Origin of the sequence: Kitasatospora sp. NPDC057500 (assembly GCF_042802195.1) — a bacterium.
Taxonomy (GTDB): Bacteria; Actinomycetota; Actinomycetes; order Streptomycetales; family Streptomycetaceae; genus Kitasatospora.
Map to the genome: position 1 here is coordinate 1 of NZ_JBHVER010000058.1, position 25387 is coordinate 25387.

At 73.4% G+C, this 25387-nt stretch carries 22 protein-coding genes; 10 read left to right on the top strand and 12 right to left on the bottom strand.

Annotated features, from left to right (window positions below; translation table 11 throughout):
* Positions 1–2 precede the first annotated feature (2 nt).
* Positions 3–521 (bottom strand): GNAT family N-acetyltransferase, encoded by a 519-nt coding sequence (locus ACFU74_RS15210; RefSeq protein ID WP_380756550.1) that lies wholly within the window; start codon positions 519–521, stop codon positions 3–5.
* 46 nt (positions 522–567) lie between these two features.
* On the opposite strand from ACFU74_RS15210, the gene thpR reads away from it, so the two are divergent.
* A complete protein-coding gene (thpR, locus tag ACFU74_RS15215) occupies positions 568–1167 on the top strand; it encodes an RNA 2',3'-cyclic phosphodiesterase (RefSeq protein ID WP_380756552.1) in 600 nt (199 codons plus the stop codon).
* Positions 1168–1428: 261 nt separating this feature from the next.
* Here thpR and serC read toward each other — a convergent pair whose 3' ends face one another.
* Together serC and ACFU74_RS15225 are read right to left on the bottom strand one after the other, a co-directional pair.
* Positions 1429–2547: a phosphoserine transaminase gene (serC, locus tag ACFU74_RS15220; RefSeq protein ID WP_380756554.1), complete on the bottom strand. Its 1119-nt coding sequence runs from the start codon at positions 2545–2547 to the stop codon at positions 1429–1431.
* Positions 2548–2701: 154 nt separating this feature from the next.
* A complete protein-coding gene (locus ACFU74_RS15225; RefSeq protein WP_380756556.1) occupies positions 2702–3802 on the bottom strand; it encodes a citrate synthase 2 in 1101 nt (366 codons plus the stop codon).
* A 415-nt stretch (positions 3803–4217) separates the two neighbouring features.
* On the opposite strand from ACFU74_RS15225, the gene pdxH reads away from it, so the two are divergent.
* The 4 genes from pdxH to ACFU74_RS15245 all read left to right on the top strand — a co-directional run bounded on the left by pdxH (position 4218) and on the right by ACFU74_RS15245 (position 13238).
* Positions 4218–4850 (top strand): pyridoxamine 5'-phosphate oxidase, encoded by a 633-nt coding sequence (gene pdxH / locus ACFU74_RS15230; protein WP_380756616.1) that lies wholly within the window; start codon positions 4218–4220, stop codon positions 4848–4850.
* 195 nt (positions 4851–5045) lie between these two features.
* The gene (locus tag ACFU74_RS15235; RefSeq protein ID WP_380756558.1) at positions 5046–6638 is read left to right on the top strand and encodes a TIR-like protein FxsC; all 1593 of its coding nucleotides are present in this window, start codon (positions 5046–5048) and stop codon (positions 6636–6638) included.
* Positions 6635–10714, top strand: coding sequence for an FxSxx-COOH system tetratricopeptide repeat protein (gene fxsT, locus ACFU74_RS15240; protein WP_380756559.1), 4080 nt, complete (start codon positions 6635–6637; stop codon positions 10712–10714). Before ACFU74_RS15235 ends, fxsT begins: the two co-directional genes overlap by 4 nt.
* 220 nt (positions 10715–10934) lie before the next feature.
* Complete coding sequence (locus tag ACFU74_RS15245; protein WP_380756561.1) at positions 10935–13238, top strand: FxsB family cyclophane-forming radical SAM/SPASM peptide maturase; 2304 nt, start codon at positions 10935–10937, stop codon at positions 13236–13238.
* On the opposite strand, the gene ACFU74_RS15250 is transcribed toward ACFU74_RS15245, so the two are convergent.
* Together ACFU74_RS15250 and ACFU74_RS15255 are read right to left on the bottom strand one after the other, a co-directional pair.
* Positions 13228–13413 carry a DUF397 domain-containing protein gene (locus ACFU74_RS15250; protein WP_380756563.1) on the bottom strand — a complete coding sequence of 62 codons (186 nt, stop codon included), beginning with the start codon at positions 13411–13413 and terminating at the stop codon, positions 13228–13230. The genes ACFU74_RS15245 and ACFU74_RS15250 overlap by 11 nt on opposite strands.
* A 2-nt stretch (positions 13414–13415) precedes the next feature.
* The gene (locus ACFU74_RS15255) at positions 13416–14321 is read right to left on the bottom strand and encodes a helix-turn-helix domain-containing protein (protein WP_380756565.1); all 906 of its coding nucleotides are present in this window, start codon (positions 14319–14321) and stop codon (positions 13416–13418) included.
* A gap of 233 nt (positions 14322–14554) precedes the next feature.
* Here ACFU74_RS15255 and ACFU74_RS15260 point away from each other — a divergent pair, with 233 nt between their 5' ends.
* Positions 14555–14935, top strand: coding sequence for an ATP-binding protein (locus tag ACFU74_RS15260; RefSeq protein ID WP_380756567.1), 381 nt, complete (start codon positions 14555–14557; stop codon positions 14933–14935).
* 109 nt (positions 14936–15044) lie between these two features.
* Positions 15045–16007 (top strand): 2-hydroxyacid dehydrogenase, encoded by a 963-nt coding sequence (locus ACFU74_RS15265; protein ID WP_380756569.1) that lies wholly within the window; start codon positions 15045–15047, stop codon positions 16005–16007.
* A gap of 86 nt (positions 16008–16093) precedes the next feature.
* Here ACFU74_RS15265 and ACFU74_RS15270 read toward each other — a convergent pair whose 3' ends face one another.
* A complete protein-coding gene (locus ACFU74_RS15270; protein WP_380756571.1) occupies positions 16094–16693 on the bottom strand; it encodes a TetR/AcrR family transcriptional regulator in 600 nt (199 codons plus the stop codon).
* 67 nt (positions 16694–16760) lie between these two features.
* On the opposite strand from ACFU74_RS15270, the gene ACFU74_RS15275 reads away from it, so the two are divergent.
* Positions 16761–17351 (top strand): dihydrofolate reductase family protein, encoded by a 591-nt coding sequence (locus tag ACFU74_RS15275; RefSeq protein ID WP_380756573.1) that lies wholly within the window; start codon positions 16761–16763, stop codon positions 17349–17351.
* Between the two features lie 15 nt (positions 17352–17366).
* Here the strand turns inward: ACFU74_RS15275 and ACFU74_RS15280 are convergent.
* The 5 genes from ACFU74_RS15280 to ACFU74_RS15300 form a co-directional block, all read right to left on the bottom strand.
* A protein-coding gene (locus ACFU74_RS15280) for an IS5 family transposase (RefSeq protein WP_380756618.1) occupies positions 17367–18217 on the bottom strand; the annotation gives its coding sequence in 2 pieces (ribosomal slippage) (positions 17367–17881 and positions 17881–18217; 852 coding nt in all).
* 31 nt (positions 18218–18248) lie between these two features.
* Positions 18249–18593: a DUF6980 family protein gene (locus tag ACFU74_RS15285; RefSeq protein WP_380756575.1), complete on the bottom strand. Its 345-nt coding sequence runs from the start codon at positions 18591–18593 to the stop codon at positions 18249–18251.
* The gene (locus tag ACFU74_RS15290) at positions 18557–19093 is read right to left on the bottom strand and encodes a GNAT family N-acetyltransferase (protein WP_380756577.1); all 537 of its coding nucleotides are present in this window, start codon (positions 19091–19093) and stop codon (positions 18557–18559) included. The genes ACFU74_RS15285 and ACFU74_RS15290 overlap by 37 nt, the downstream gene beginning before the upstream one ends.
* Before the next feature lie 116 nt (positions 19094–19209).
* Positions 19210–20157 (bottom strand): DUF4231 domain-containing protein, encoded by a 948-nt coding sequence (locus ACFU74_RS15295; RefSeq protein WP_380756579.1) that lies wholly within the window; start codon positions 20155–20157, stop codon positions 19210–19212.
* 560 nt (positions 20158–20717) lie between these two features.
* Complete coding sequence (locus ACFU74_RS15300; protein WP_380756581.1) at positions 20718–21482, bottom strand: SIS domain-containing protein; 765 nt, start codon at positions 21480–21482, stop codon at positions 20718–20720.
* A gap of 222 nt (positions 21483–21704) precedes the next feature.
* Between ACFU74_RS15300 and ACFU74_RS15305 the strand changes: the two genes are divergently transcribed.
* Positions 21705–22397 carry a metal-dependent transcriptional regulator gene (locus ACFU74_RS15305; protein ID WP_380756583.1) on the top strand — a complete coding sequence of 231 codons (693 nt, stop codon included), beginning with the start codon at positions 21705–21707 and terminating at the stop codon, positions 22395–22397.
* Between the two features lie 489 nt (positions 22398–22886).
* Here ACFU74_RS15305 and ACFU74_RS15310 read toward each other — a convergent pair whose 3' ends face one another.
* Positions 22887–23585, bottom strand: a complete 699-nt coding sequence (locus ACFU74_RS15310) for a bifunctional DNA primase/polymerase (RefSeq protein WP_380756620.1) — start codon at positions 23583–23585, stop codon at positions 22887–22889.
* A 336-nt stretch (positions 23586–23921) separates the two neighbouring features.
* Here ACFU74_RS15310 and ACFU74_RS15315 point away from each other — a divergent pair, with 336 nt between their 5' ends.
* Positions 23922–25298 carry a transcriptional regulator gene (locus ACFU74_RS15315; protein WP_380756585.1) on the top strand — a complete coding sequence of 459 codons (1377 nt, stop codon included), beginning with the start codon at positions 23922–23924 and terminating at the stop codon, positions 25296–25298.
* The last annotated feature ends 89 nt before the right edge of the window (positions 25299–25387 follow it).

The following is a 25387-nucleotide window of genomic DNA, read 5'->3' on the forward strand; positions in this document are numbered from 1 at the left end:
GGTCAGAGCCGGATCGCCAGGATCTGCCCCGGCCAGGGGCCGGCCGGCTGCTCGACCTCGAAGGACTCGGTCTCGGTGAACCCGAGCGCCCGGTACCGGCCGACCAGCTTGCGGTCGTCGCCGCCGAAGCAGTCCACCCGCAACAGGCCGATGCCGCGCCGGCGGGCCTCGTCGAGCGCGTCGGCGACCAGCGCGGCGCCGATCCCGGATCCCTTGCGGGACCGGTCGGTCACCAGGTTGCGGATGTACAGCTCGGGCTCGTCCACCGGTGTGGCGTACTCGGGCCGCTGCTCCGACAGGACGCAGGAGCCGACCGTCCGCCCCCCGTCGTCGAGCGCGAGCCGGATCAGGAACGGCTCGCGGCCGTACCTGCCGATGTGCTCGACGCGGGCGGCCGAGCCGCTGAACGACCGGTCGCCCCACTGCCGGGTCCGGCCCTGCGCGGCCAGCCAGGCCACGGCGCCGTCGAGCAGGGACAGGATGTCGGGGATGTCCTCGGGGCCCCCGTTGCGGATCTCCATGGTCATCCGTTCTAGCCGGAACCGCCCCGCGCGGGAAGATGGCCCCATGAGGCTCTTCGTGGCGGTGCTGCCTCCGGTGGAGGCGTTGCAGGGCTTGGCCGACGCGGTGGCCCCGGTGCGCGGGCTGCCGGGGGCGGACCGGCTGCGCTGGACGTCGGCCGACGCCTGGCACCTGACCCTGGCCTTCCTCGGCGAGGTGCCGGCCGACCGGGTGCCGGAGCTGGAGGTCGCGCTGGCGGAGGTCGCCGAGGGGCACCCGGTGCACACGCTGCGGCTGGCGGGCGGCGGCCGGTTCGGCGACCGGGTGCTCTGGGCCGGGGTGGCGGGTCAGGACTGGGCGCTGCGCCGGCTGGCCGAAGCGGTGTACGGGGCCACCGCGGAGGTGACCGGTGAGACGGACGCGTTCAGCTTCCACCCGCACCTGACGCTGGCCCGGGCCGGTTCCTCGCGCGGCCGGCGGCGGGCGGAGCAGCGGCTGGCGGCGGCCGAGCTGGACGCGCTGGCCCGGGCGCTGGACGAGTACCGGGGGCCGGAGTGGGAGGCCGCCGAGCTGCACCTGATGCTCAGCGCGCACGAGGGCGGCACGGTCCGCTACACCTCGCTGCGCTCCTGGCCGCTGGCCCGCTGGGAGGCCGGGCCGCAGTAGCCCCGGGCCGGGGCAGGTCCAGGGGCGGGCCTCGCCGTCCGGGTGCGGACCGGTCGGGGGTACGCTCGTTGACCGTGGATCCCAAGACTCGAATGCGAATCGTGACCGGCGCCCTGGTACTGCTGCTGGTCGTCGTGCTGATCAGCTCGCTGGTCGGCGGCTGACCACCGGGGACGACATGCGGGAAGGGCCACCGCCCGGAGGCGGTGGCCCTTCCCGTTGGCCCGTTGGCCTGCTGGCCCGTTGGCCCGTGGAGCCGGTTCAGAAGCGCTCGACCACGTAGTCGACGCAGGCCGTGAGGGCGTCCACGTCGGCCGGGTCGACGGCCGGGAACATCGCGATGCGCAGCTGGTTGCGGCCCAGCTTGCGGTACGGCTCGGTGTCGACGATGCCGTTGGCGCGCAGCGCCTTGGCGACGGCGGCGGCGTCCACCGCGTCGTCGAAGTCGATCGTGCCGACGACCTGGGAGCGCTCGGCCGGGTTCGCCACGAACGGGTTGGCGAACGAGGACTTCTCGGCCCAGCCGTACAGCCGGGACGAGGAATCAGCCGTACGGGCGACGGCCCAGTCGAGCCCGCCGTTGCCGTTCAGCCACTCCAGCTGGTCGGCCAGCAGGAACAGGGTGGCGATCGACGGGGTGTTGTACGTCTGGTCCTTCGACGAGTTGTCGATGGCCGTCGGCAGGTCGAAGAACGGCGGGATGTACCGGCCGGAGCCGGCGATCTCGGCGGCGCGCTCCAGGGCGGCCGGGGAGAACGACGCCAGCCAGAGGCCGCCCTCGGAGGCGAAGGACTTCTGCGGCGCGAAGTAGTAGACGTCGGTCTCGGTGATGTCCACCGGCAGGCCGCCGGCGCCCGAGGTGGCGTCCACCAGGACCAGCGAGCCCTCGTCGCCGCCGGCCGGGCGGGCGATCGGCATCGCGACGCCGGTCGAGGTCTCGTTGTGGGTGAGCGCGTAGACGTCGACGCCGGCCTCGGCGGTCGGCAGCGGGTGGGTGCCGGGGGCGGTCTTGATCACGCTCGGCTCGGCCAGCCAGGGCGCGGCCTTGACGGAGGAGGCGAACTTGGAGGAGAACTCGCCGAAGTCGAGGTGCTGGGACTTCTCCCGTACCAGGCCGAAGGCCGCGATGTCCCAGAAGGCGGTGGACCCGCCGTTGCCGAGCACCACCTGGTACCCCTCGGGGAGGGAGAACAGGTTGCTCACGCCCTCACGCACGCGCTTGACCAGGTTCTTCACCGGGGCCTGGCGGTGCGAGGTGCCGAGCAGGGAGGTCTCGGTCGCGGCGAGGGCACTCAGGGCCTCGGGGCGCACCTTGGACGGGCCGCAGCCGAAACGGCCGTCGGCGGGCTTGATGTCAGCGGGGATCTGGATCTGAGCCACGGGCGCAGCCTACCCGCAGGGGTGCCCGAAATCGATGGCGGTCCGCCCGCTGAGATGCCGTCGACCGGCCTGCGAGCTGCGGAAACGGCGGCTCCGGTTCACATTCCGGACCCGCCGCTCCCGCGGTCGTGCGGTGACCTGCGGAGGTCTGGGGTCAGCGCGCGATGGCGTCGTAGCCCTCGATCTCCTGCGGGCTGCGCGGGCCGGGGCCGATGTAGCGCGCGGCGGGGCGCACAAGCCGGCCCGTGCGCTTCTGCTCCAGGATGTGCGCCGACCAGCCCGCCGTCCGGGCGCAGGTGAACATCGAGGTGAACATGTGGGCGGGGACCTCGGCGAAGTCCAGCATGATGGCGGCCCAGAACTCGACGTTGGTGGCCAGCACGCGGTCGGGGCGGCGGTTGTGCAGCTCCTCCAGCGCGGCCTTCTCCAGCGCCTCGGCGACCTCGAAGCGCGGCGCGCCGAGCTCCTTGGCGGTGCGGCGCAGCACCCGGGCGCGCGGGTCCTCGGCGCGGTAGACGCGGTGGCCGAAGCCCATCAGCCGCTCGCCCTTGTCCAGCGCGTTCTTGACCCAGGTGGTGGCGTCGCCGGTGCGCTCGATCTCCTCGATCATGCCGAGCACGCGGGACGGCGCACCGCCGTGCAGCGGGCCGGACATCGCGCCGACCGCGCCGGACAGGGCGGCCGCGACGTCGGCGCCGGTGGAGGCGATGACCCGGGCGGTGAAGGTGGAGGCGTTCATGCCGTGCTCGGCGGCGGAGGTCCAGTAGGCGTCGATGGCCTTGACGTGCTTGGGGTCCGGCTCGCCGCGCCAGCGGATCATGAACCGCTCGACGACGGTCTCGGCCTTGTCGATCTCGCTCTGCGGGACCATCGGCAGGCCCTGGCCGCGGGCGGACTGGGCGACGTAGGAGAGCGCCATGACGGCGGCGCGCGCGAGGTCGTCGCGGGCCTGCTCGGCGTCGATGTCCAGCAGCGGCTTCAGGCCCCAGACCGGGGCGAGCATGGCGAGCGCGGACTGCACGTCGACCCGGATGTCGCCGGAGTGGACCGGGATAGGGAACGGCTCGGCGGCCGGCAGGCCGGGGTTGAACCGGCCGTCGACCAGCAGGCCCCAGACGTGCCCGAAGGAGACATTGCCGACCAGGTCGTCGATGTCGACGCCCCGGTACCGCAGAGCGCCGCCTTCACGGTCGGGTTCGGCGATCTCGCTCTCGAACGCGACGACACCTTCGAGCCCGGGTACGAAGTCGGACATGCACGGCTCCTTCAGTTCTGCGATCGGCGGCCGCCGTGGTGGGGAGGCACGCCTCTGACCGAATGGTGGTTGGCACTCGGTGCCAGGGTGACAGGCACGGGGTGCATTGCGCCATACACCACGGTGGTGATGTTTTCCCGGGGCACGCTTGACTTTTCGCCCGACGGCCGGTCGTGCCCGGCGGATCACCGGAACCAAGGGTGCGGTTGCGGACAAATCACCGTACGACGGGCGGCCGATCGGTGGCGAGTCACCTTATCTCCCACCGGGGTTTGTCCGGAGGTAGCGGTGCCGGTTGCTTGTCGTACGGGATGATGTTGACGTGCAGACCCCGGACCGCGCCCAGTCGACGCCCCTGACCCCCGCCACCCGGATCCTGGCCGACGAGGCCCGCCCCGGACCGGACCTCACCGTGATGCGCAAGCACTACGCGCACGAGGGCCTGGCCGAGGAGGAGCTCGCCGCCGAGCCGATCGGCCAGTTCACGCGGTGGTTCCACGACGCGGACGACGCGGGGGTGGTGGAGCCCAACGCGATGGTGCTCTCCACGGCCGACGCGGAGGGGCGGCCCAGCGCGCGCACCGTGCTGCTCAAGGCGTTCGACGCCCGCGGCTTCTCCTTCTTCACCAACTACGGTTCCCGAAAGGGCACCGAGCTGGCCGTCAACCCGCACGCGGCACTGCTCTTCCCGTGGATCGCGCTGGCCCGCCAGGTGATCGTCCAGGGCCGGGTGGAGAAGGTCGGCCGGGACGAGACCGCCGCCTACTTCCGCACCCGCCCGCACGGCTCCCAGCTCGGCGCCTGGGCCAGCGAGCAGTCCAGCCCGGTCGCCTCGCGCGAGGTGCTGGAGCAGCGCTACGCGGAGCTGGAGCGGCGCTACCCGGAGGGCGAGGGGGTGCCGGTGCCGCCGTTCTGGGGCGGGTACCGGGTGGTGCCGGAGAGCGTGGAGTTCTGGCAGGGGCGCGAGAACCGGCTGCACGACCGGCTGCGCTACGTCGCGGACCCGGACGCCCCGACGGGCTGGCGGGTGGAGCGGCTCTGCCCGTGAGCCGGGCCCGAGGCCGCCCGCCGGGCCGCCCGGGAGGCCGTCCGCGCCCCCGGCCCGCACGCCCCCGACCAGGGACGTCGAGGCGCCGGGCCGCACTTGTGACGACACCGCGACAACTTCCTCCGCCCATCGACTGACCTGTAGTCAACCCGCCAGTATGGTGGGGACGTTCACCGGGTCGGTGGGGGGTTGTGGGTGCGGCCGTACTTCTTCTTCAGCTACGCGCGGCGGGACCATCTGGCCGGAGGCGCCTTCGTCGACCAGTTCTTCGCCGACCTGCGGGACGAACTGGCCCGGATCGAGCCCGAGGCCGGACCGGGCGAGCTGGCCTACCGCGACACCGAGCGGCTGCGGATCGGCGACGACTGGGAACGGCAGCTCTCCCGGATGGTCGGCGCCAGCCGCACCATGGTCGCCCTCTACTCCCCCGCCTACTTCGCCAGCGACTACTGCGGCAAGGAGTGGACCGCCTTCGACAACCGGACGCGGCGCCACGAGGAGCAGACCGGCGAGAGCGTTCCGGCCCTCATCCCCGTCCTCTGGGAGCCGCCGCCCGAGGACCTGCCCGCCGAGGTGCGGCGGATCCAGTACCTCCAGGACGACTTCGGCCCGGAGTACGCCACCGGCGGGCTGCGCCACCTGCTGCGCACCGACCCGCACGGCACGGCGTACCGGCTGGTGGTCCGGGTGATCGCCGAGCGGGTGCGGGAGGCCGCCGCCTGGCGGGTCTCCGAGCTGCGGGACCTCGACCTCGGCCGGGTGGAGGGCTGCTTCCCGGTGCCGGAGATCGCCCCGGTCGCCGCCCGCAGCAGCCTGGTCCGCCTCTTCGTGGCCGCCCGCTGGAGCGGCGACCGGGCCGCCCGGGCCGCCGCGACCGCAGCCGCGAACGGCGACCGCGTGCCGCCGCAGCGCTCCGAGGGCCTGCCGGCCGCGGGGACGGACGGCGCGGGGACGGACGGCGCGGGCGGTTTCGACGAGCGCTACCACGGCGGCTGGTACGGGGCGCACCCCCGGGACTGGGCGCCCTACCACCCGCCGCGGCTGCCCTCGCTGGCGGTCCAGGCCCAGCAGGTGATCACCCGGGCCGGGCACAGCACCAGCCTGGAGACCGTCGGCCCCGACCTCGCCGACGCGCTCGACCGGGCCCGGGAGAACAACGAGGTCAGCGTCCTGCTGGTGGACCCGTGGGCGGCCGACGGGGAGCCCTACCGACAGGCGCTGCGCGACTTCGACCGGCAGAACCACCCGGTCACCGCCGTGCTGCTGCCCGACAGCTCCGACGACCCGCCGCCCGGTCCGGCGCGCGCCCGGCTCTGGGAGGGGGTGCGCGAGGTGTTCGCGCGCACCTGGTTGCACCGGTCCGGGCCCGAGCCGCTCTTTCGCATCCACGTCCGGCGGGAACGCTTCGAGCGCGAGCTCCTGTCGACGGTGACGGTGGCCCAGAACCGGCTGCTGGACCAGGTCGACGACGACCCGGTGACGGCCCGCGCCCAGTTCGGGCTCGGCCCCGACCCGCGGCCGATGCCCGGGCTGACCATCCCGGCCTGGCCGCCGCCCGCGCCGTCGGCCCCGCCGAACCCGTCGAACCCGCGGAACCCGCGGAACCCGCGGAACCCGTCGAGCCCGCCGGAGCCGCCACCGGATCCGCCCGCCCAGGCGGGGCCACCCCTGCCGCGCCCGGGGGACACCCCGGGGAACGGGGCCGCCCCGGGGGCACGGGCGGTCCTGCGCGAGGAGACCGTGCCCCCGGCCACCCGGGCGCCCAGTGAAGGAGAAGCGGACCGATGAGCCCCGAGCACGCCGCCCTCGCGGACCACGGGTCCGCGGCCCTGGCGGCCCCCGACACCGGCACCGTCGTCACCTTCTACTCGTTCAAGGGCGGCACCGGCCGCACCATGGCCCTCGCCAACCTGGGCTGGATCCTGGCCAGCCAGGGCCTGCGCGTCCTGGTGGTGGACTGGGACCTGGAGGCCCCGGGCCTGCACCGGTACTACCACCCGCTGCTGGTCGACCCCGAACTCCACGCCACCGACGGCCTGATCGACATGCTGCGGGCCTACGTCGACGAGGCGCTGCCCGGTCCCGACCGCCCGGGGCCGGGACCGGACCCCCGGGAGTGGCTGGCCGCCCCGGGCCGGCTGGAGCAGTACCTGTGCGGCCTGGCGCTCGACCTCCCGGAGGGCGGCCGGCTCGACCTGATGCCCGCCGGGCGGCAGAACGCCGCCTACTCGGCCGCCGTCACCAGCTTCAACTGGCGCAGCTTCTACACCCGTGCCGACATCCGCGGCGCGGAGTTCCTGTACGCGCTGCGCGAGCAGTGGACCGGCGCCTACGACTACGTGCTGATCGACAGCCGCACCGGGGTCAGCGACACCTCCGGCATCTGCACCGTGCTGATGCCGGACACCGTCGTGGACTGCTTCACCCTCGGCGCCCAGAGCATCCGCGGCGGCGTCGACGCGGCCCGCGCCATCGTCGACGCCGACGAGCGCGAGATCCGGGTGCTGCCCGTCCCGATGCGCGTCGAGGACGCCGAACGCGCCGGGCTCGCGGCCGGCCGCGACCTCGCCCACGACGCCTTCGACCCCTACCTGGGCCGCTGGCTGGGCGCCGAGCGCCGCGCGGAGTACTGGCGCGACGTCGAGGTGCCGTACAAGCCGTTCTACGCCTACGAGGAGGTGCCGGCCACCATCGTCGACCGGCCGCAGCAGGGCCGCACCCTGCTCGCCGCCTTCGAACGGCTGGCCGACTGGCTCACCGGCGGCCGCGTCCGCGAACTGCGGCCCGTCCCCGACGAGGCCCGCCGCCGGCTGTACGCGGCCTACCTGCGCCAGGGCCGCACCCGCTCCCGCCAGGTGTACGTCAGCTACGCCCCCAGGGACCGGGTCTGGGCCGAGTGGATGGCCGGGACCCTGCGCGGCTTCGGCTACCTCGCCACCCTGCACAGCGCCGCCGTCCCGCTCGAACCCGGCCCGGCGCAGGCCGCCCCGCTGTCCGAGGCCGCCGGGCCGCTGGACGGCGACGGACGGCTGCTCGCCCTGCTCACCGCGGACTACGCGGCCCTGCCGCGCGCCCGGGAGATCTGGCGCCGGCTCACCACCCAGGGCCCGGTGGGCGACTCCGGCGGCCTGCTCGCGGTGCGGATCGGCACGCCGGAGCGGCCGGAGCCGCCGCAGTTCGCCGGCCACCGGGTACTGGACCTGGCGACCGGCTCCGCCGAGCAGGCCGAGGCGCAGCTGTTCGAGCTGATCGGCCCGCCGCCCGGCGCCGGCCGCTGGATGGACTCCGGTGAGTTCACCCTCTCGCGCCTGCCGCGCTTCCCCGACGGCCGGCCCGCCGTCCAGGAGATGCCGCCGCGGCTGCCCACCTTCACCGGCCGGATGCGGCTGCTGGAGGCCGTCCGCGACGGCTTCACCGCCGGCGCCGACGCCGCGCCCGTCCAGGTGCTCTACGGCATCGGCGGGGTCGGCAAGTCGCAGGCCGCGATCGAGTACGCGCACCGCTTCGCGGCCGGCTACGACGTGCTCTGGTGGGTGCCCGCCCAGCAGCCCGCGGTGATCCCGCAGAAGCTCGCCGAACTCGCCCCCGGCCTCGGCCTGGAGACCGACGGCGACGTCACCCGCACCGCGCGCGCGGTGCTGGACGCGCTCGGCAGCGGCCGTCCCTACCGCCGCTGGCTGCTGGTCTTCGACAACGCCGAGGACCCGGAACTGCTGGACCCCTGGCTGCCCGCCGCCGGGCCGGACGGCCACGTCCTGGTCACCTCCCGCGACCGTCGCTGGGCCCGCCGGCCCGGCCGCACCGAGGTCGAGGTGTTCGACCGCGCGGAGAGCGTCGAACTCGTCCGGCACTTCAACACCGGCGTCGAACGGGCGGACGCGGAGCGGATCGCCGAACTCCTCGGCGACCTGCCGCTCGCCGTCGGCCAGGCCGCCGCCTGGCTGCAGGAGACGCCGATGCCGGCGGGCACCTACGCCGACCTGCTGGACGAGACGCTCACCGACATCCTCGACCGCTCGGTGCGCGCCGGTACCGACCCCGGCGGCGGGGCGGCCGGAGAGGAGGGCGCCAACGCCACGGTCACCGCCGCCACCTGGCGGATCGCCGGCTCGGACCTGCGCCGGATCAACGCCCCGGCCGCCCGGCTGCTGGAGATCTGCGGCTTCCTCGGTCCGGACGCCATCCCGATCGGGCTGCTGTACAGCCCGCCGGTGATCGAGGCGATCGGGCTCCCCCGGGGCACCGCCGACCACCGGCTGGCGGTCGGCGACATCCTGCGCACCGTCAACCAGTTCAACCTCGCCCGCTACGACCAGGGCGCCGGCACGCTGGTGGTGCACCGGATCGTCCAGGCGCTGCTGCGCGAACAGGTCGGCGAGGAGGACCGGGCGCGGGTCCGCGACGTGGCCCACCGGGCCCTCGCCCTCGCCGACCCCGGCGACCCCGACGCCCCGCACAACTGGCCCCGGTACGCCGAACTGCTGCCCCACCTGCGCCCGTCCGGCGCGGACGAGTCCACCGATCCGGCGGTCCGGCAGTGGGTCGTCAACTCGGTGCGCTACCTGTGGCAGCGAAGCCTCCACGACGCGGGCCGCGAACTGGCGGAGCGGGTCCTCGCCCGCTGGCGGGAGCTCGGGCCGCTGGGAGTGGGGCCGGACGTCAAGGTGCAGCTGCTGCGCGTGCAGCTCGGGAACATCCAGCGGACCCAGGGCCTGGTCCGGGAGGCGTACGCGACGGACCGGGACGCGTTCGAGCGCTTGACCGCGATGCTGGGGCGAGAGCACCGGGACAGCTTCCCCGCAGCCACCAGTCTGGGGGGCGACCTCCGACACCTGGGCCGCTACCACGAGGCCCGGGAACTGGACGAGGAGACCTTGGCCGCTGCGCGCCGGGTTCTCGGACGGGACCACCCGCGCACTCTGATGGCGGAGAACAACCTGGCCGTCTCCATCATGCTCGCGGGAGATTTCGCCGGTGCGCTGGCCATTCACGAGGATCTCTATCCTCGAAAGCTGGAGGTCTTCGGGAAACGCAGCCCCTACACGATCCTCGGGGGTGTCGTATACGGGCACGTGCTGTGTGAGATGGGACGGCCCGTCGAGGCGCTGACCCGTATGGACAAGGCCGTTCGCCGGAGCCAGCAGGCGCTCGGCGAGGACCACCACGAGACCCTGCGTGCCCGGCGCTACCGGAGCGCAGTCCTGCGTCGGCTGGGCCAGCTCCCGCAAGCGCTGGTCGACGCCGAGGACGTCTACCAGCGGCTGTTCGAGCGGTTCGGCGCCGATCATCCCGGAACGGCGGCCGCGGCCGGTAGCCTGGCCGCCGTGCTCGGCACGCTCGGGGACACCGGACAGGCCGTGGCCCTTGCCGAGGAGTCGTACCTCTACCACCGTGACCACCTGGGCGCCGGCCACCCCATGGAGCGCCTGGGGGCGGGCAATCTCGGTGTGGCGCTCCGGCGGGCCGGCCAGGCCGAGGGGGCGCACGCGGTCTCCGGCAAGGTCCTGGACGATCTGCTCGCCGTGCTGGGAGAGGAGCACCCGTACGTCGGGATCGCACGGCTAAACCGGGCCAATGACTTGGCGCACACAGGGAGTTACGGCGAAGCGCTGGCCCAGGCGGAAACGGCCGCCGCGCTCCTCACCGAGCGCTTCGGCCCGGAACATCCCGATGCCCTGGCAGCCACCGCGAACGTCGTCCTGGCGCTCGCCGCAGTCGGCGAGCCCGCGAGGGCGGCGGAACTGCGGGTGCGGACGTTGACCAGGGCGCGGGCAGTGGCGTATCTGGGCGACGGCCATCCGCTGACCGAAGGGATCAGGGTGGGGGCCTGGCTGGACGTGGAGATCGAGTTGCCAGTGGTGTGACAGCTGTCCTCCGGCCCTTTGACACAGGGGAATCGACTATGGATCGGCTTGCGGACCAGGACCTCGCGGGGGACTCGATACGTCAGGACGGCGTTGCCGGGTGCCCCACCCTTGTGGAACTGGCGAACTGCGACACGGGTGAATTGGCCCGGTGCTTCGAACTGGCCTTCTCCTGCGTCGATTCCCGGCCGTACTCACCCTTCAACTCCGCTATCTGAACATGTCGTTCACGCAGGTCGTGCTGAAGGTCCACAGCCGGTGCGACCTCGCCTGCGACCACTGCTACGTCTACGAGCACGCCGACACCGGCTGGCGGTCCCGGCCGCGCGTCGTCGGGGACGCCGTGCTGGCGAGAGCGGCCGAGCGGATCGGGGAGCACGCCCGCGCGCACGGGCTGACGGCGGTGCGCGTCGTCCTGCACGGGGGTGAGCCGCTGCTGGCGGGTCCGGCGGTGATCCGGCGGGCGGTGGAGGTGCTGCGGGCCGCGCTGCCGGAGGTCTGCGAACCGGACCTGCGGGTGCACACCAACGGGGTGCGGCTGAACGCGGCGTACTGCGAGCTGTTCGACGAACTCGGCGTCCGGGTCGGCCTCTCGCTGGACGGCGACCGGGCCGCCAACGACCGCCACCGGCGGTTCCCGGACGGGCGCTCCAGCCATCCGCGGGTGCTGCGGGCGGTCGGGCTGCTGCGCGAGCCCCGGTTCCGGCACCTGTACGCGGGGCTGCTCTGCACCGTCGACGTGGCGAACGACCCGTCGGCCGTCTACCGGGCGCTCGCCGAACTGGAGCCCCCGGCCGTCGACTTCCTGCTCCCGCACGCCACCTGGGAGCGGCCTCCGGCGCGTCCGGACCGGCTGGGCGCGACGCCGTACGCGGACTGGCTGCTGGCCGTGCACGCGCGGTGGGAGGCGGACGGCCGCCCGTTCGCCGTCCGCACCTTCGACTCGGTGCACCGCACCCTGTCCGGGCTGCCCGGGCTGAGCGAGGCGCTCGGGCTGGAGCCGGTGGACCTGGTGGTGCTGGAGACGGACGGCGCGTACGAGCAGGCGGACAGCCTGCGGACGGCGTACGACGGCGCGCCCGCCACCGGGATGGACGTCTTCGGGCACAGCCTCGACGACGTCCTGCGGCACCCGGGGACGGCCGCCCGGCAGTCGGGCCTGGCCGGGCTGAACGCCGTCTGCCGGGCCTGCCCGGTGGTGCGGTCGTGCGGTGGGGGGCTGTACGCGCACCGCTACCGGGACGGCTCCTTCGACCACCCCTCGGTGTACTGCGCGGACCTGCGGGCGCTCGTCGACGGGCTGGCCGCCCGGGCCGGGGCCCCGCGGCGTCCTGCCCCACCGGTGGACGTCGCCGGGCCGGAGCTCAGTGACGCGCAACTGGGCGAACTGGCTCTGGGGCAGGGCGGGCCGGAGACCGTCCGGGCGCTCGCCAGGTCCCAACTCGCGCTCACCCGGGCGATGGTGGCCGCCGTGCACGGCTCCTCGGGGGTGGCGCGCTCGGCGGCCTGGGAGCTGCTGGCCGAACTCGACGCCGCCGAACCGGTCGCCGTGGACGCGGTGCTGGTGCACCCGTACGTCCGGGCCTGGGCGGCGCGGCGGCTGAGCGGAGACCCGGGCGCGGGGCTCGGCAGGCTGGCCGAACTCGCCGCTTCCACCGCCATCCTGGCGGGTCGGGGCGACTCGGTGACGGTGCCGGTCCGCGACGGTGCCCTGCATCTGCCGACCCTCGGCCGACTGGTGCTCGGCGGGGGCGTCCGGGCGGCGCGGGTGACCGGCGGGCGCACGGGCTGGACAGCGCGTACGGACGACGGCACGCTCACCGGTCCGGGTGATCCGCGCTGGCAGCCGGTCCGCCGGATCGGCGCGATCGCGCTGGAGGACGTGGACCCGGAACGGGCCGCCCACCGCTGGCCGGTGGCGGACCGGCTGTCCGCTGCCGCGTACGCGGGCTGGGCGCGCGACCTGAGGGCGGCCGTCGGCCTGCTCGACCGTGAACTCCCGGACTACGCGGCGGGGTTGCGGGCGGGCCTGACCACCGTCACGCCACTGCGGCCCGACCCGGACGGCCGGGACCTCAGCTCGGCGGCCCGGCAGGCCTTCGGCGCGGTCGCCATCGCCCGCCCGCTCGGCGCATCGACCTTGGCACTCCTGCTGGTCCACGAGTTCCAGCACGTGAAGCTGGGGGCGGTGCTGGACCGCTGGGAGCTGTACGACCGCACCGACACCCGCCTGTTCGAGGCCTTCAACCTCTCCCCGCGCCCGATCGGCTCCCTCTTCCAGGCCGTCTACGCCCACCTCGCCGTCACCGCCTTCTGGGGCACCCGAGCGGACGCCGGATCGCCAACGGCCCGCTCCCGCTTCACCCACTGGCGAGCCCTGACGGACGAAGCGGTGGACCTCCTCGCCGGAAGCGGAGCACTGACGCCGACGGGGGAGCGATTCGCCGCCGGGGCAAGGGCGTCGGTCGATCCCTGGCTGCTCCCGCGCGCGTCGCGGGAGCAGCCAGGGGGAGTCAGTGGGTGAAGTGGTCGAACTTGCCGGCCTTGGCGGCTCGGAGCAAGGCGGCGAGCTTGGCCTTCGTGATGGTGATGACGGCGGCGGGGTCGTCGGACTCGCGGATGTGGACGAGTTCGCCGTCGGATGCGATCTCGACGCACTCGGCGGCGTCTCCGCTGTAGCTCGACTTCTGCCAGTCCATGGCTACCTCCCCAGGAGTTTGTAACGGACGTGCTGGATCATGCCCCACGAGTCGCGAAAGGCGGGAGATGGCCCGGGCGCGGACGCATCCAGAGGTGGGAGTGCCATGCCCTTGAGACGGTCGAACTTCCGCCGGAACGCGGCTACTCCCGCTGGATCGCCCAGGAAAGTCGGTCCATGCGGGTTCTCCAACATCACGGTGTCCAGCCGGGGGTGTGCTCCGTGCATCAGCATGAACGCCGTGTCGGTCGACGCATAGACCGTGCAGTCGAACGGGAGGATCTGGATCGTAACCCGAGGTAGTCGTGACATCTCGATCAGATGGTTCAGCTGGTCTCGCATGACGGTTGGACCGCCGTACATCATTTGCAGGGCTGCTTCGTGGATCACGGCGTGGAAGGGCGTGGCATCCTCCGCAGTGACTACCTGTTGGCGCCTGCGCCTGAACTCAACCTTCTTCTCGGCATAGTCATGGATCACCTCGCTGTATGCCCTGGTCTGCAGAAGGCCGGGGATCAGGAGGGTCTGATAGTTGCTGAACGCGGTGGAGTCGGCCTCGAACTCGGCCAGATCAAGGGCCTCCGGCACGACATGGGGTCGGTAGTCGTTCCACCAGCCTTTGCCGTTGCTTCTGCACATGGTGGCCATGCCGGCCCGGTAGTCGGGGTCGGTCATTTCGCAGACGTCGAGCCAGACGTGCAACCGTTCGATGTTGAGACTCAGGCGCCCGGCCTCCGTGTGGCTGACGGCAGGGCCCTTCATCCCCATCAGCTCTCCTATCTCCGGGCCAGACATGCCGGTGGCCTCGCGCAGGCGACGAAGCTCTTCGCCGAAGCGGCGTTGGCGTTCGCTGATAACGCTCCTGAGTCCCACGCTCGTCACCTCTCGTCCGGACGGATTGTCGCTCACAGGCAGTGTAGGGGCGATTGCGGAGTGTGTTGCAAAACTGGATCGCCATCAATTACAGTCGTGGAAGCCACGCATCCAATGGGTTGTCAGTAACGTCTAACCCACGGGCAGTTGGTACCGGCTGCCCGGGCACCGAAGAGCACTCGCATGCGGCGCCTCCAGTCCCGCTGCGGGCTTGTTCACGGCGACAGACCCCAAGGTGTGCCCCTCCTTACACCGCAGGGAGTTTTCCCGTGTGTACCCCCAGCCTCTACTCCCCCTCCCTCACCCTCGCCCGGCAGTCGTTGCGCGACGCGATGGCGCGCGCCGGGTGGGACGCCGACCGCATCTTCGACGCCGAGCTCGCGCTCGCCGAGTTGATCGTCAACGCCTGGCGGCACGGCCGTACCTCCGCGCCTGTCGTCCTGGTCGTCATCATCGGCCGCACCGTCCGGGTCTCGGTCGGCGACGAGAGCCACACCCTCCCCGAGCAGCGCCGACCCCTGGAGGAGCCGCCCGAACTCGCCGAGTGCGGGCGGGGTCTTCAGCTCGTCGAAGGGCTCACCCACCGATGGGGCGCCGACCCGCAGAAGAGAGGCAAGCTCGTCTGGTTCGAGCTGGACTCGGCCGCGTGACGATCGCCTTCGTCGGGACGGTCGGCGAGGCCGGACGAACACAGGTGCCATAGATGGCACCCCGCCCCCTCGCCCGGCCCGGCGAGGGGGCGGGGCGTAGATTCGGGCCATGAACGAGCAGCCCCCGGTCCTGGTCACCCGCCGTCTCGCGCCCGGTGTTGTCGAACGGCTCACCGCGAACCTCCCGGCCACCGTGCGCGACTCGGACCTGCCGATGGAGCGCGCCGATCTGCTGGCCGCCGTACGCGGGCGCCGGGCGTTGATCACCACCCTGGACGACCGCGTCGACGCCGAGCTCCTCGACGCCGCCGGCCCCGCCCTCGCGATCGTCGCCAACCACGCCGTGGGCCACCACAACATCGACCTGGCCGCCTGCGCCGAGCGCGGCATCCCCGTCACCAACACCCCCGGCGTGCTGACCGCCGCCACCGCCGACATGGCCTGGGCCCTGCTGCTGGCCGCCACCCGCCGCCTCGGCGAGGGCGAGCGTCTGCTGCGCTCCGGCGAGACCTGGGCCTGGGCGCCGAACTTCCTGCTCGGCCTGGAGCTCACCGGAACCCCGCTGGGCATCCTCGGCATGGGCCGGATCGGGCAGGCGGTGGCCCGTCGGGCGCGCGGCTTCGACATGCCGGTCCGCTACCACAACCGCAACCCGCTCCCGCCCGAGCAGGCCGACGGCGCCGGGTGGCTGCCGCTGGACGACCTGCTCGCCACCTCTCCCGTCCTGGTCGTCACCTGCCCGCTCAGCGACGCCACCCGCCACCTGCTGGACGCCCGCCGGCTCGCCCTGCTGCCGCCCGGCGCGGTGGTGGTCTCGATGACCGCCGGGGTCGTCGACGAGGAGGCGCTCGCCGCCGCCCTGGAGTCCGGCGCGCTGTTCGCCGCCGCCGTCGACAACTTCGAGCACGAGCCCGCCGTCCCCTCCGCCCTCCTCGCCCAGGACCGCGCCGTCCTCGCCCCGCACCTGGGCAGCGCCACCGTCCGCACCCGCCAGGCCATGGGCGACCTCGCCGTGGCCAACGTCCTCGCCGTCCTCGCCGGCAAGGACCCGGTCACCCCGGTGGTCCGCTAGGCCGTTTCGTTTGGATCACCGACAGAAAGCAGAGGCGAGCACACGCCGGGGTCGGCCCGGTCGGCTTCCATCGCAGTCGAGTGGCGTCATTTCTGGGGCCGGGTCCTCTGCTCCGCAGCCACGATGCGCTCCACTGCGGCTGTCACCAGCTGTTCACGCTCTTCCTCCGTGAAGACATCCGGCAGGGTGAGCTGCTCGACGATCAGCCAGTTCAGCGTCAGCATGAGCAGCTTGACTGCCGTGGCGTCGCCGGGGAGGCCTGAAGCCTCGTGATAGGCGACGTTGGCTTCGGTGTCGGCTCGGACGCGTTCAGTGAGGACCTTGCGCAGTTCGGGGCGGCGGGTGGCCTCAAGACGAAGCTCCAGTAGCGCGAGGTACCCGGTGCGGAAGGATGAGACGCGGCCGACCAGTTCGCGCATCAGTTCGGCGTAGGTCTCCCGGTCGCGCCCGGCCGCTTGCTGGCGGGCGATCGTGGCCTCGTCAGGCTGGAGACGCTCGTAAACCCGGGCTCCGGCCTGAGTGAGCAGGTCGTCACGGCTGGCGAAGTAGTTCGACGCTGTGCCGGCGGGAACGGCTGCCTCGGCGTCCACGGCCCGGAAGGTCAGGCCGCGCGCACCTTCCTTGGCCAGCACCTCGATCGCCGCGTCGACGAGGGCTGCGCGCCGCTGGTCATTCCGTCTCGCCATTGACATCACTCCATATGTAGTACTACGGTCAAACCACTCCATGCATAGTACTACGTGTGAGGGATACTTGCGGAAGCTCGTGTACTACATCGGCACCTCGCTCGACGGCCGCATCGCCGGCCCCCGCGGCGAGTTCGACTTCTTTCCGCTGGGCGGTGAGCAGCAGGCCACTGCCTACTCGACCTGGATGAACGCCCTGTACCCGGAGACCATCCCGACCGCCTACCGCGCGGCCGCCGGCGTTGCCGACACGCCGAATCGGCGTTTTGACACCGTCGTCATGGGCCTGGGCAGCTATCGCCCCGCACTCGACAACGGCATCACCAGCCCGTATGCGCACCTACGCCAGTACGTCGTGTCCAGCACCCTCCTGCCGGATACTGACCCAGCCGTCACCGTCGTGCCGGACGACCCGCTCAGCCTCGCCCGCGAACTCAAGAGCGAGATAGGCACCTTGGACATCTGGCTCTGCGGAGGCGGCCAGCTCGCAGGCGCCCTGCTGCCCGAGATCGATGAGCTGCTGATCAAGACCTACCCGGTCATTGCCGGTGCCGGGATCCCCGTGGTTGACGGCGCCTTCGACCCCACCGCCTTCGACGTCGCCGAACGCACCGCCTTCCCCAACGGGGTCACGCTCACCCGCCTCACCCGCCGATAGGCAGTTCCGTTCGAATCAGCGGGCGGACCGGAGGAAGATGCCCGCGATGTGGAGTCCGGCCAGGTAGATGGTGGCGGTCTTCTCGTAGCGGGTGGCGATGCCGCGCCACTGCTTGAGGCGGTTGATGCACCGCTCGACAGTGTTGCGCTGCTTGTAGGCCTCGCGGTCGAAGGCGGGTGGTCTGCCACCGCGGCTGCCGCGCCGCAGCCGATTCGCCCGCTGGTCCGCCGGAATCGGGATCACCGTGCGGATGCCGCGTCTGCGCAGGTGGTCACGGATGGCGCGCGAGGAGTGCGCCTTGTCGGCCAGGACCACGTCCGGCCCGGTGCGCGGCCGTCCACGCGGCCGGGGAACACGCAGGCGGCCCATCACCGCGGTGAAGGCAGGTGCGTCGCCCGCCTGGCCCGCGGTCAGCACGAACGCCAGGGGCCGACACCGGCCGTCCGCGGCAAGGTGGAGCTTCGTGGTCAGTCCGCCGCGAGAGCGTCCGGTGGCACGGTCGTCCGGTTCTCCGGCCGGGGCCCCCTTTGGCGGGCCCCGGCCGCGTGCTGGTGGGCGCGCACGATCGTGGAGTCCACCGACACGGCCCAGTCCAGGTCCTCGTGGGCGTCCGCCTGGGCCATGAGCGCGGTGAACACCCGCTCCCACGTACCGTCGACTGCCCACACCCGCAGCCGGTTGTAGACGCCCCGCCAGTTGCCGTACCTCTCCGGCAGGTGCACCCACTGCGAACCGGTCTGGAACTTGAACGCGGTCGCGTCGATCACCTCGCGGTGATCAAGCCACCGGCCACCACGCTTTTGCGTCCGGTCCGGCAGCAACGGCTCAATCCGCGCCCACTGCGCGTCAGTCAACGACACACCCAGGCCAACGACCGGAAGATCTAAACGAAACTGCCTAGGCGCCCGGTCCGGCGAGCCAGGTCCCGTCCTCGAACTCGGCGGGGACCTCGTCCTCCCACGGGTCGATCCCGCGCCGCTCCAGCGCGTCGAACCAGCGGTCCCGGTGGGACTCGGGGAGGCGCTGTCCGCACCAGGGGCAGAAGGCGATCCGGATGACCGCGGTGCCGCCGTCGTGGACGATCAGCCCGTACTCCCGGAACCTGGCGCTGAATCGGATCAGCGGGTCCGGGCAGTCGAAGGGGTCGTCGTGCCGGTCGCAGTGCTGGTTCAGCTGCTCCGTCATCGACTCGCAGCAGTGGCTGTTCACGGGCGGCTGCGACGGGGCCGCAGGCCGAGCCACTGCTCGGCGTCCCAGGCCTCGAAGCGTTCCACCTCGGTGAAGCCCAGCTTCGCCGCGAGGCGCATCGAGCGGACGTTGGCGGACTGGGTGGTGAGCACCACCGGCTCGCCGGGGAGGGCGCCTTCGAACCAGTCGAGTGCCGCCGCGCACGCCTCGGCGGCGTACCCGGATCCCCATGCCCGGGGCAGGAACAGGTAGCCGAGATCGGCCTTCCCGGCGGCGGCCGGGCGACGGTGGCCGGTCGCTCTCCTGAGCAGGATCTGTCCGATCATCGCCCCGTCGAGATCGACGACGAAGCTCCCGGGCCACCGCCCCGGCACCTCGGGCGTCTCGCGCTCGAGTTCGTCGCGCGGGCGGGGGCCGCCGAGGTAGGCGTTCACCTCCGGCGAGGCGAGCAGTTCGATGAACGCCGCCCGGTCCCGAGCCTCGGGCTCGCGGAGCACGAGGCGCTCGGTCCTGATCGGCTGAGGCGGCCAGGCCACCGGTCCCAGATCGTCCATCCGGGCACGCTAACAGGTGGTCAGGTCATCCCACCGGATGGATCGGACCTGCGGCCGTCGCCGACGGCGTACCCGCCTGCCGAGGAACCCGCCCTGGACTGCTGCCCGTCCGTCGTTCAGTAGTCGCGCTCGGAGGAGCCGTTGACCTCGCGGCGGGCCTGCCAGGTGGTGTGCTCGCGGGAGACGGCGTCCTCGGCGTCGCGGGAGAGACGGGCCCAGAGTTCCTCGGCGTCGGGGGAGCCGATGTCCAGCTGGGCCAGCTGGGCGCGGATCTGGGCCAGCTCGTCGGCGGCCAGGCCGTAGGCGGCGGCGAGCGGGCGGTACTGGCGCAGCTGGGCCCACGCGGTGACCGAGGCGGCGACGGCGGAGACGGTGCCGAGCGCGTCGAAGGAGAACTCGCCCATCGCCCGCAGCACCGCGAGCACCAGGCCGAGCAGCGGCAGCCCGACGCCGGCCACGCCGGTCCAGAACCCGGCGCGGGCGCAGTAGCGGGACTTCGACCGGTACCAGTCCTGCTGCACCTGGATCCGCTCGCGCAGGTAGACGTCCCGGCGGACGGTGAGGGGCTGCTCGCGCAGGCCTCGCATCGCCGCGGTTATCTGGCTCTCGGCCGGTCGGCCGGCCAGGCCGGGGCCGACCGCACGGCTGCCCCGGAAGGCGTGCAGCACCCGGCCGAGCTGGAGGCCGTACAGCCCCTCGGCGTCCGGCAGCGGACGCGGCGGCGGCTGGACGGCGTCGGCGCGGACGGCGAACTTCCAGGCGAGGGTCTTCACCGACTCGGCGGCGGCCCGGCCCTCGTACCAGAGGCCCTGCGGGTTCTGCCGGCTGGTCACGGCGGAGAGGGCGATCGCGCCGAGGTAGGCCACGGCGGCGAGCCAGGACCACACCGTGCCGTCGGCGGAGCCGGCCGTGGCGGCCGCGACCAGCAGCACCAGTTCGGCGGCGGAGAGCCGCACCGCCCTGGTCTGACCCTGCTGGGAGGCCGAATCGGCGGCCCAGAAGAGTTCCGGCAGCAGCTCGCGCTCCCGCACCACCCGGTTCGTCCCGCCCGTGCCCGACGTCATCCCGTGCCCCCACTCGCAGTTCCGCCGCCCCGGCGGTACCTGCCCCGCCCGGGGGCCCGGTACGCCTCGGGTGGGGCTGCGGCGACAGGTGTGGGTGCCGGGCCCTGCGGACGGTGGCTCCTCGTCCTGCCGCCGCACCGGGGCGGGTGCTGGGGTGGGGTGTGGTGCTGTGGGCCGGTGTGGGAGGTGCGCGGGCGGGCCGGGGGCGGGGTGCGTCGCGGTCCGGAGCCCAGTGGGTGGCGCGGCCTGGCAGCGGTGGGTGCCGCCGCCGGTTGGGGTGGGGCCGGGGACGCTGCAGCCCCCGTCGCCGGGGGCGGCGGGGGCTGTGGGCGGGTTTCGGGCGCCGCCGCCGCAGGGCAGGCGGCGCGGGACCCGGCGGCGGGGCGTGTCGGCTCGCATGTGCTTCAGGTCGGCGGCGGGGTCGGCGGCGGGGGCGTGGTGCTGCCCCGGCCGCGACGCCCCGCCGCCGGTCGGGCGCGGTGTCGACGGCGGTCGGCCGGCTGGCGTAGGCCGACCGGTACCGGCGGCCGCGCCGGTGTACGGCGGACGGCGGGGCGGGGTCAGAAGGTGTAGAAGATCCGCTCCGCGTTGTCGGACATCTGCTTGGCGTTCCACTCGGTGCCGCCGGGCACGTTGCCGGAGCGGAACAGGGGCGGGGTGGCGCCGGTTCCGGCGAGGGCGGCGTCGGCCAGGCGCTCCACCGCGGAGGCGACCACGGCCTGCATCAGGGCGCTGGTGACGATGGTGGAGACCGGGCCGAAGGCGGTCTCGGCGCCGGGGTGGGTCAGCTCGCCGTCGCCGATCGCGATCTTGTTGTCCAGGACGACGTCGCAGTGGTCCTTGAGATAGGTGCCCGACGGGTGCCCGGACGGGATCTCGCCGGGGTAGGCGAGCGAGGTCAGCCCGATCACCTTCATGCCCCGGCCCCTGGCGTGCTGGGCCAGCTCGACCGGCATCACCTGGCGGCCGGAGAGCGAGATGAGGAACAGCAGGTCACCGCTGGTGGCGGGGGTGTGGTCGAGGGCGGCGGTGGCCAGTCCCGAGACCCGCTCCAGGGCGCTGGACAGCGGCGCCGGCATCACGGTGACCCCGGCCATCCCGGGGACCTCCAGCAGGTTCATCGGCACCAGGCCTCCCGCCCGGTAGACGACGTCCTGGGCGGCGAGCGAGGAGTGGCCGGCGCCGAAGGTGAAGATCCTGTGCCCTTCGGTGATCGCCTCGGCCAGCAGGGCGGCGGCCGCCTCGATGCTCTCCGCCTCCTCGGTGCGGACCCGCTGGAGGTGCGCGATCGCGGCGTCGAAGTACCGGCCGACCAGCTCGCTCATCTGTTGCCTTCGCTCTCTGCCGGTGGGGGAAGCCGGCCGGGTGGGGGCGGGCCGGGGTGGTCCGGCCGCGGGGGAGGAAGCTACGGCCAGCACCGTGCTGCCTCACCGGTGCCGCTGTCAACAGGCGGGAAAAGCCGCCCCCCGCGCCCTGCGACGGGCCCGGTAGTCGGTGCGGTAGGTCAGAATTGGCGATGAGGACACCGAGGAACGGAGCCAGCGGCGATGTCTGGGCTGATCGACACCACTGAGATGTACCTTCGCACCATCCTGGAGCTGGAGGAGGAGGGCATCACCCCGATGCGCGCCCGGATCGCCGAGCGCCTGGAGCAGAGCGGTCCCACGGTCAGCCAGACGGTCGGCCGGATGGAACGCGACGGACTGCTGCGCGTCGCGGGCGACCGGCACCTGGAGCTGACCGAGGAGGGCCGCCGGCTCGCGGTGCGGGTGATGCGCAAGCACCGCATCGCCGAGTGCCTGCTGGTCGACGTGATCGGCCTGGAGTGGGAGCAGGTCCACGAGGAGGCCTGCCGCTGGGAGCACGTGATGAGCGAGACGGTCGAGCGCAAGGTGCTCGCCATGCTCGGCCACCCCACCCAGTCCCCGTACGGCAACCCGATCCCGGGGCTGGACGAGCTGGGCGACGCCAAGGCCGAGGGCGAGGGCTTCGACGCCGGGCTCGTCCCGCTGGACTCGGTGCTGCCCGGCGCGGACGGCGCCGACGTGGTGGTCCGCCGGATCGGCGAGCCGATCCAGACCGACGGCGACCTGATGCGCACGCTGCGCCGGGCCGGGGTCCGGCCGGGGTCGACGGTGCGGGTGAGTGCCGGGGTCGGCGGCCTGCTGGTGGGCACCGGCGACAACGCCGCCGAGCTGGGCAAGGACATCGCCGCGCACGTGTTCGTCGCACAGGGCTGAGAAGGGCCGAACACGGGACGACGGCACGGCGGCGGCCGACCGGTTGAGCAACGCCGGACGGGGCCGGGCGCTCCCCGCGCACCCGGCCCCGTCCGGCCCCTCCCGTTCCCTCCCGGCTTCCGTGGCACCGGCCTCCCCGAACCCGGCCGGTACCACGGCCCCGCCCTGTCCCTCCCGTCCCCTCCGTTCCCCTCCGGTCTCCCCTCCGTCCCTCCCGTCCGCCTCGCCCGGCTTCCCCGACCGAGCGCCCCGTCCGGCGTCCCCTCATGCTGGGAGTTCTCCCACTCGGACGATCAAGGCAATCCTTGAGCGCTGTCACTCGTACGAGGGGCTTTCGCCGTTGACCAGCGGGTACACCGAAGCCTTATCCGCACATGCGTATGACGGGCCCCGCCTCCGGTGGGAGACAAGGCCCGTCACTCGCGCGCGGGGTGTCGCGCGGGGCACGCCCTCACCCGATCGGCGTAGGGCGGCAGTCGTGGGAAGCGGTCAGCGCACCGCCTCGGGCAGGGCCGGCCAGGGCGTGGACGACGGCGCGTCGCGTCCGCAGGCGTAGGCCAGCGGGCCGATCAGCTCGGCGGCGTCCGGCAGCCAGCGGCCCCGCGCGGCGGGCGGGCGGGCCCACTGCGCGAAGCCGCCCGGGCCGACCCGGGACGGCGGGGCCACCGTCCAGTCGCCCTCGCCGCGGGCCACCAGGTCCAGCCGGCCGGGCGGCCACCCCAGCTTGCGGAGCAGCTCCGGCAGCCGGGCCGCCGCGCCCGGCAGCACCAGGAAGTGCAGCCGCCGGCCGGAACGGCCGGGCGCGGCCGGGACCACCACCACCGGACCGAGCTGCAACCCCATCCGCTCCATCCGCGCCAGCGCCAGGCAGCCGGCCACCTCCGGGACGTCCAGCACGTCGAAGGACCGGCCGGTCGGCAGCAGGATCGACGCCCGCGGGTGCTCCGTCCACCAGCGCAGCACCGCGCCCGGCCCCGCGCTCGCCCGGCGCGCCCAGTCCGTGTCGACCGGGTGGGCACCGGGGAGGGCGCAGCGCCGCTCGCCGCAGGAGCAGCGCGCGGGCCCGTCGCCGTCGACCGGCCAGGCACCCGGGGCGACCTCCCAGTGGCAGGTCTCGGCGTAGCCGACGGCCGCGACGAGCAGCGGCGGCACTCCGGGGCCGGAATCCTGGCCGGGGGGATCGGGGATGGTGTCCACGGGGTGCTCAACTACCGTGCGTGAGACGGGTTACGGGCGGGCCGGGGCCGCTGGGCCACCCGGGGGTGATTCACCCGAACCGGTGAGGCGGACCGTGCGGGAGCGCGCCGGGGGGAGGCGGGGTGGGCGCAGTGGGGGCGCACGGGAGCATTCTGCCGGGCGCGTGGGGGGTGGGGATCGTCACCGTGGGTATCCCGCTGGCGTTGCTGATCGCTAACCTGGTGTCAGTTTCCTTGAACGGTCGGACAGTCGGCAACTCGGCAACAGAGATCAGCAGAAAGCGTCGCCCGCCGGCCGGGACCGGAGGGTGTGGGGAGGCGAAGCCCAATGGCCGCGAGACCACTTGTCGCACGACAGCCCAACGAGCGTCTCCAGCAGCTGATCCAGGAGGCCAGCTGCTCCAACGCCGGTCTGGCACGGAGAGTCAACCTCTGCGGTGCCGAGCACGGTCTGGACCTGCGGTACGACAAGACCTCCGTCGCGCGTTGGCTTCGCGGCCAGCAGCCGAGGGGGCAGGCGCCGGCGGTGATCGCCGAGGCGCTGGGGCGCAAGCTGGGGCGCGGCGTGTCGGTCGAGGAGATCGGCATGGCCGACGGCAAGAACCTCAGCTCCGGCATCGGCCTGCAGTTCGCGCCGACGCTGGGCGCCGCGCTGGAGCAGGTCTGCGAGCTGTGGCGCAGCGACGTCGGCCGCCGGGACTTCCTGACCGGGGCGACGGTGGCGGCGTCCGCGCTGGTCGAACCCAGCCGGGACTGGCTGATCACCCCGCCCGACCCGGTGGTGGCCCGCACCGGCGGCACCCGGGTCGGTCCGACCGACGTGGCGGCCGTCAAGGCGACCACCGCGATGCTGGTCGACCTGGACCACCGGTTCGGCAGCGGGCACGTCCGCCCGGTGGTGGTGCACTACCTCAACAGCGTGGTCTCCGGACTGCTCGGCGGCTCCTACCGGGACGAGACCGGGCGTCAACTCTTCGCAGCCGTAGCGCGGTTGACCGAGCTGGCGGGCTACATGGCGGTGGACACCGGCCAGCCGGGCCTGGCCCAGCGCTACTACATCCAGGCGCTGCGCCTGGCCCAGGCCGCCGACGACCGGGGCTACGGCGGGTACGTGCTGGCGGCCTCGATGAGCCACCTGGCGGCGACCCTCGGCAACCCGCGGGAGATCGCCCAGCTGGCCCGGGCCGCCCAGGAGGGCGCCCGGACGGTGGCGACCCCGACCGCGATGGCGATGTTCTACGCGGCCGAGGCGCGCGGGCACGCCCTGCTCGGCGACGCCAAGGCCTGCGAGGCGGTGGCCGCCAAGGCGCTGGAGATGATGGAGAAGCGCCGCCCGGAGGACGACCCGGACTGGATCGTGCACTTCGACGACGCCTACCTCGCCGACGAACTGGCCCACTGCCACCGGGACCTGGAGCAGGCCGGCCCGGCCGAGCACTACGCCCGCCGGGCGCTCGACCTGCACCCGCCGACCCGGGTGCGGCGCCGCGCGGTGGACCTGGTGCTGCTGGCGACGGCGCAGCTCCAGCAGCGCGACGTCGAACGGGCCTGCGAGACCGGGGCCCAGGCGGTCCGGCTGCTGAGCGGGCTGCGCTCCAACCGGGGCGTCGAGTACCTGGACGAGTTCCGGCGGCGGCTGGAGCCCTACCGGGAGCAGCGGGTGGTCCGCGAGTTCCAGGCCAGGGCCGAGGCGGAGGCGGCCTGAGCCCGAGGCCGTCGAGGAGTCCGTCAAGGAGGACGGCGGGGAGCGTGCAGGGTCGGTGAGGGATGGTCCGCCCACGTGGTCGGCCGGTT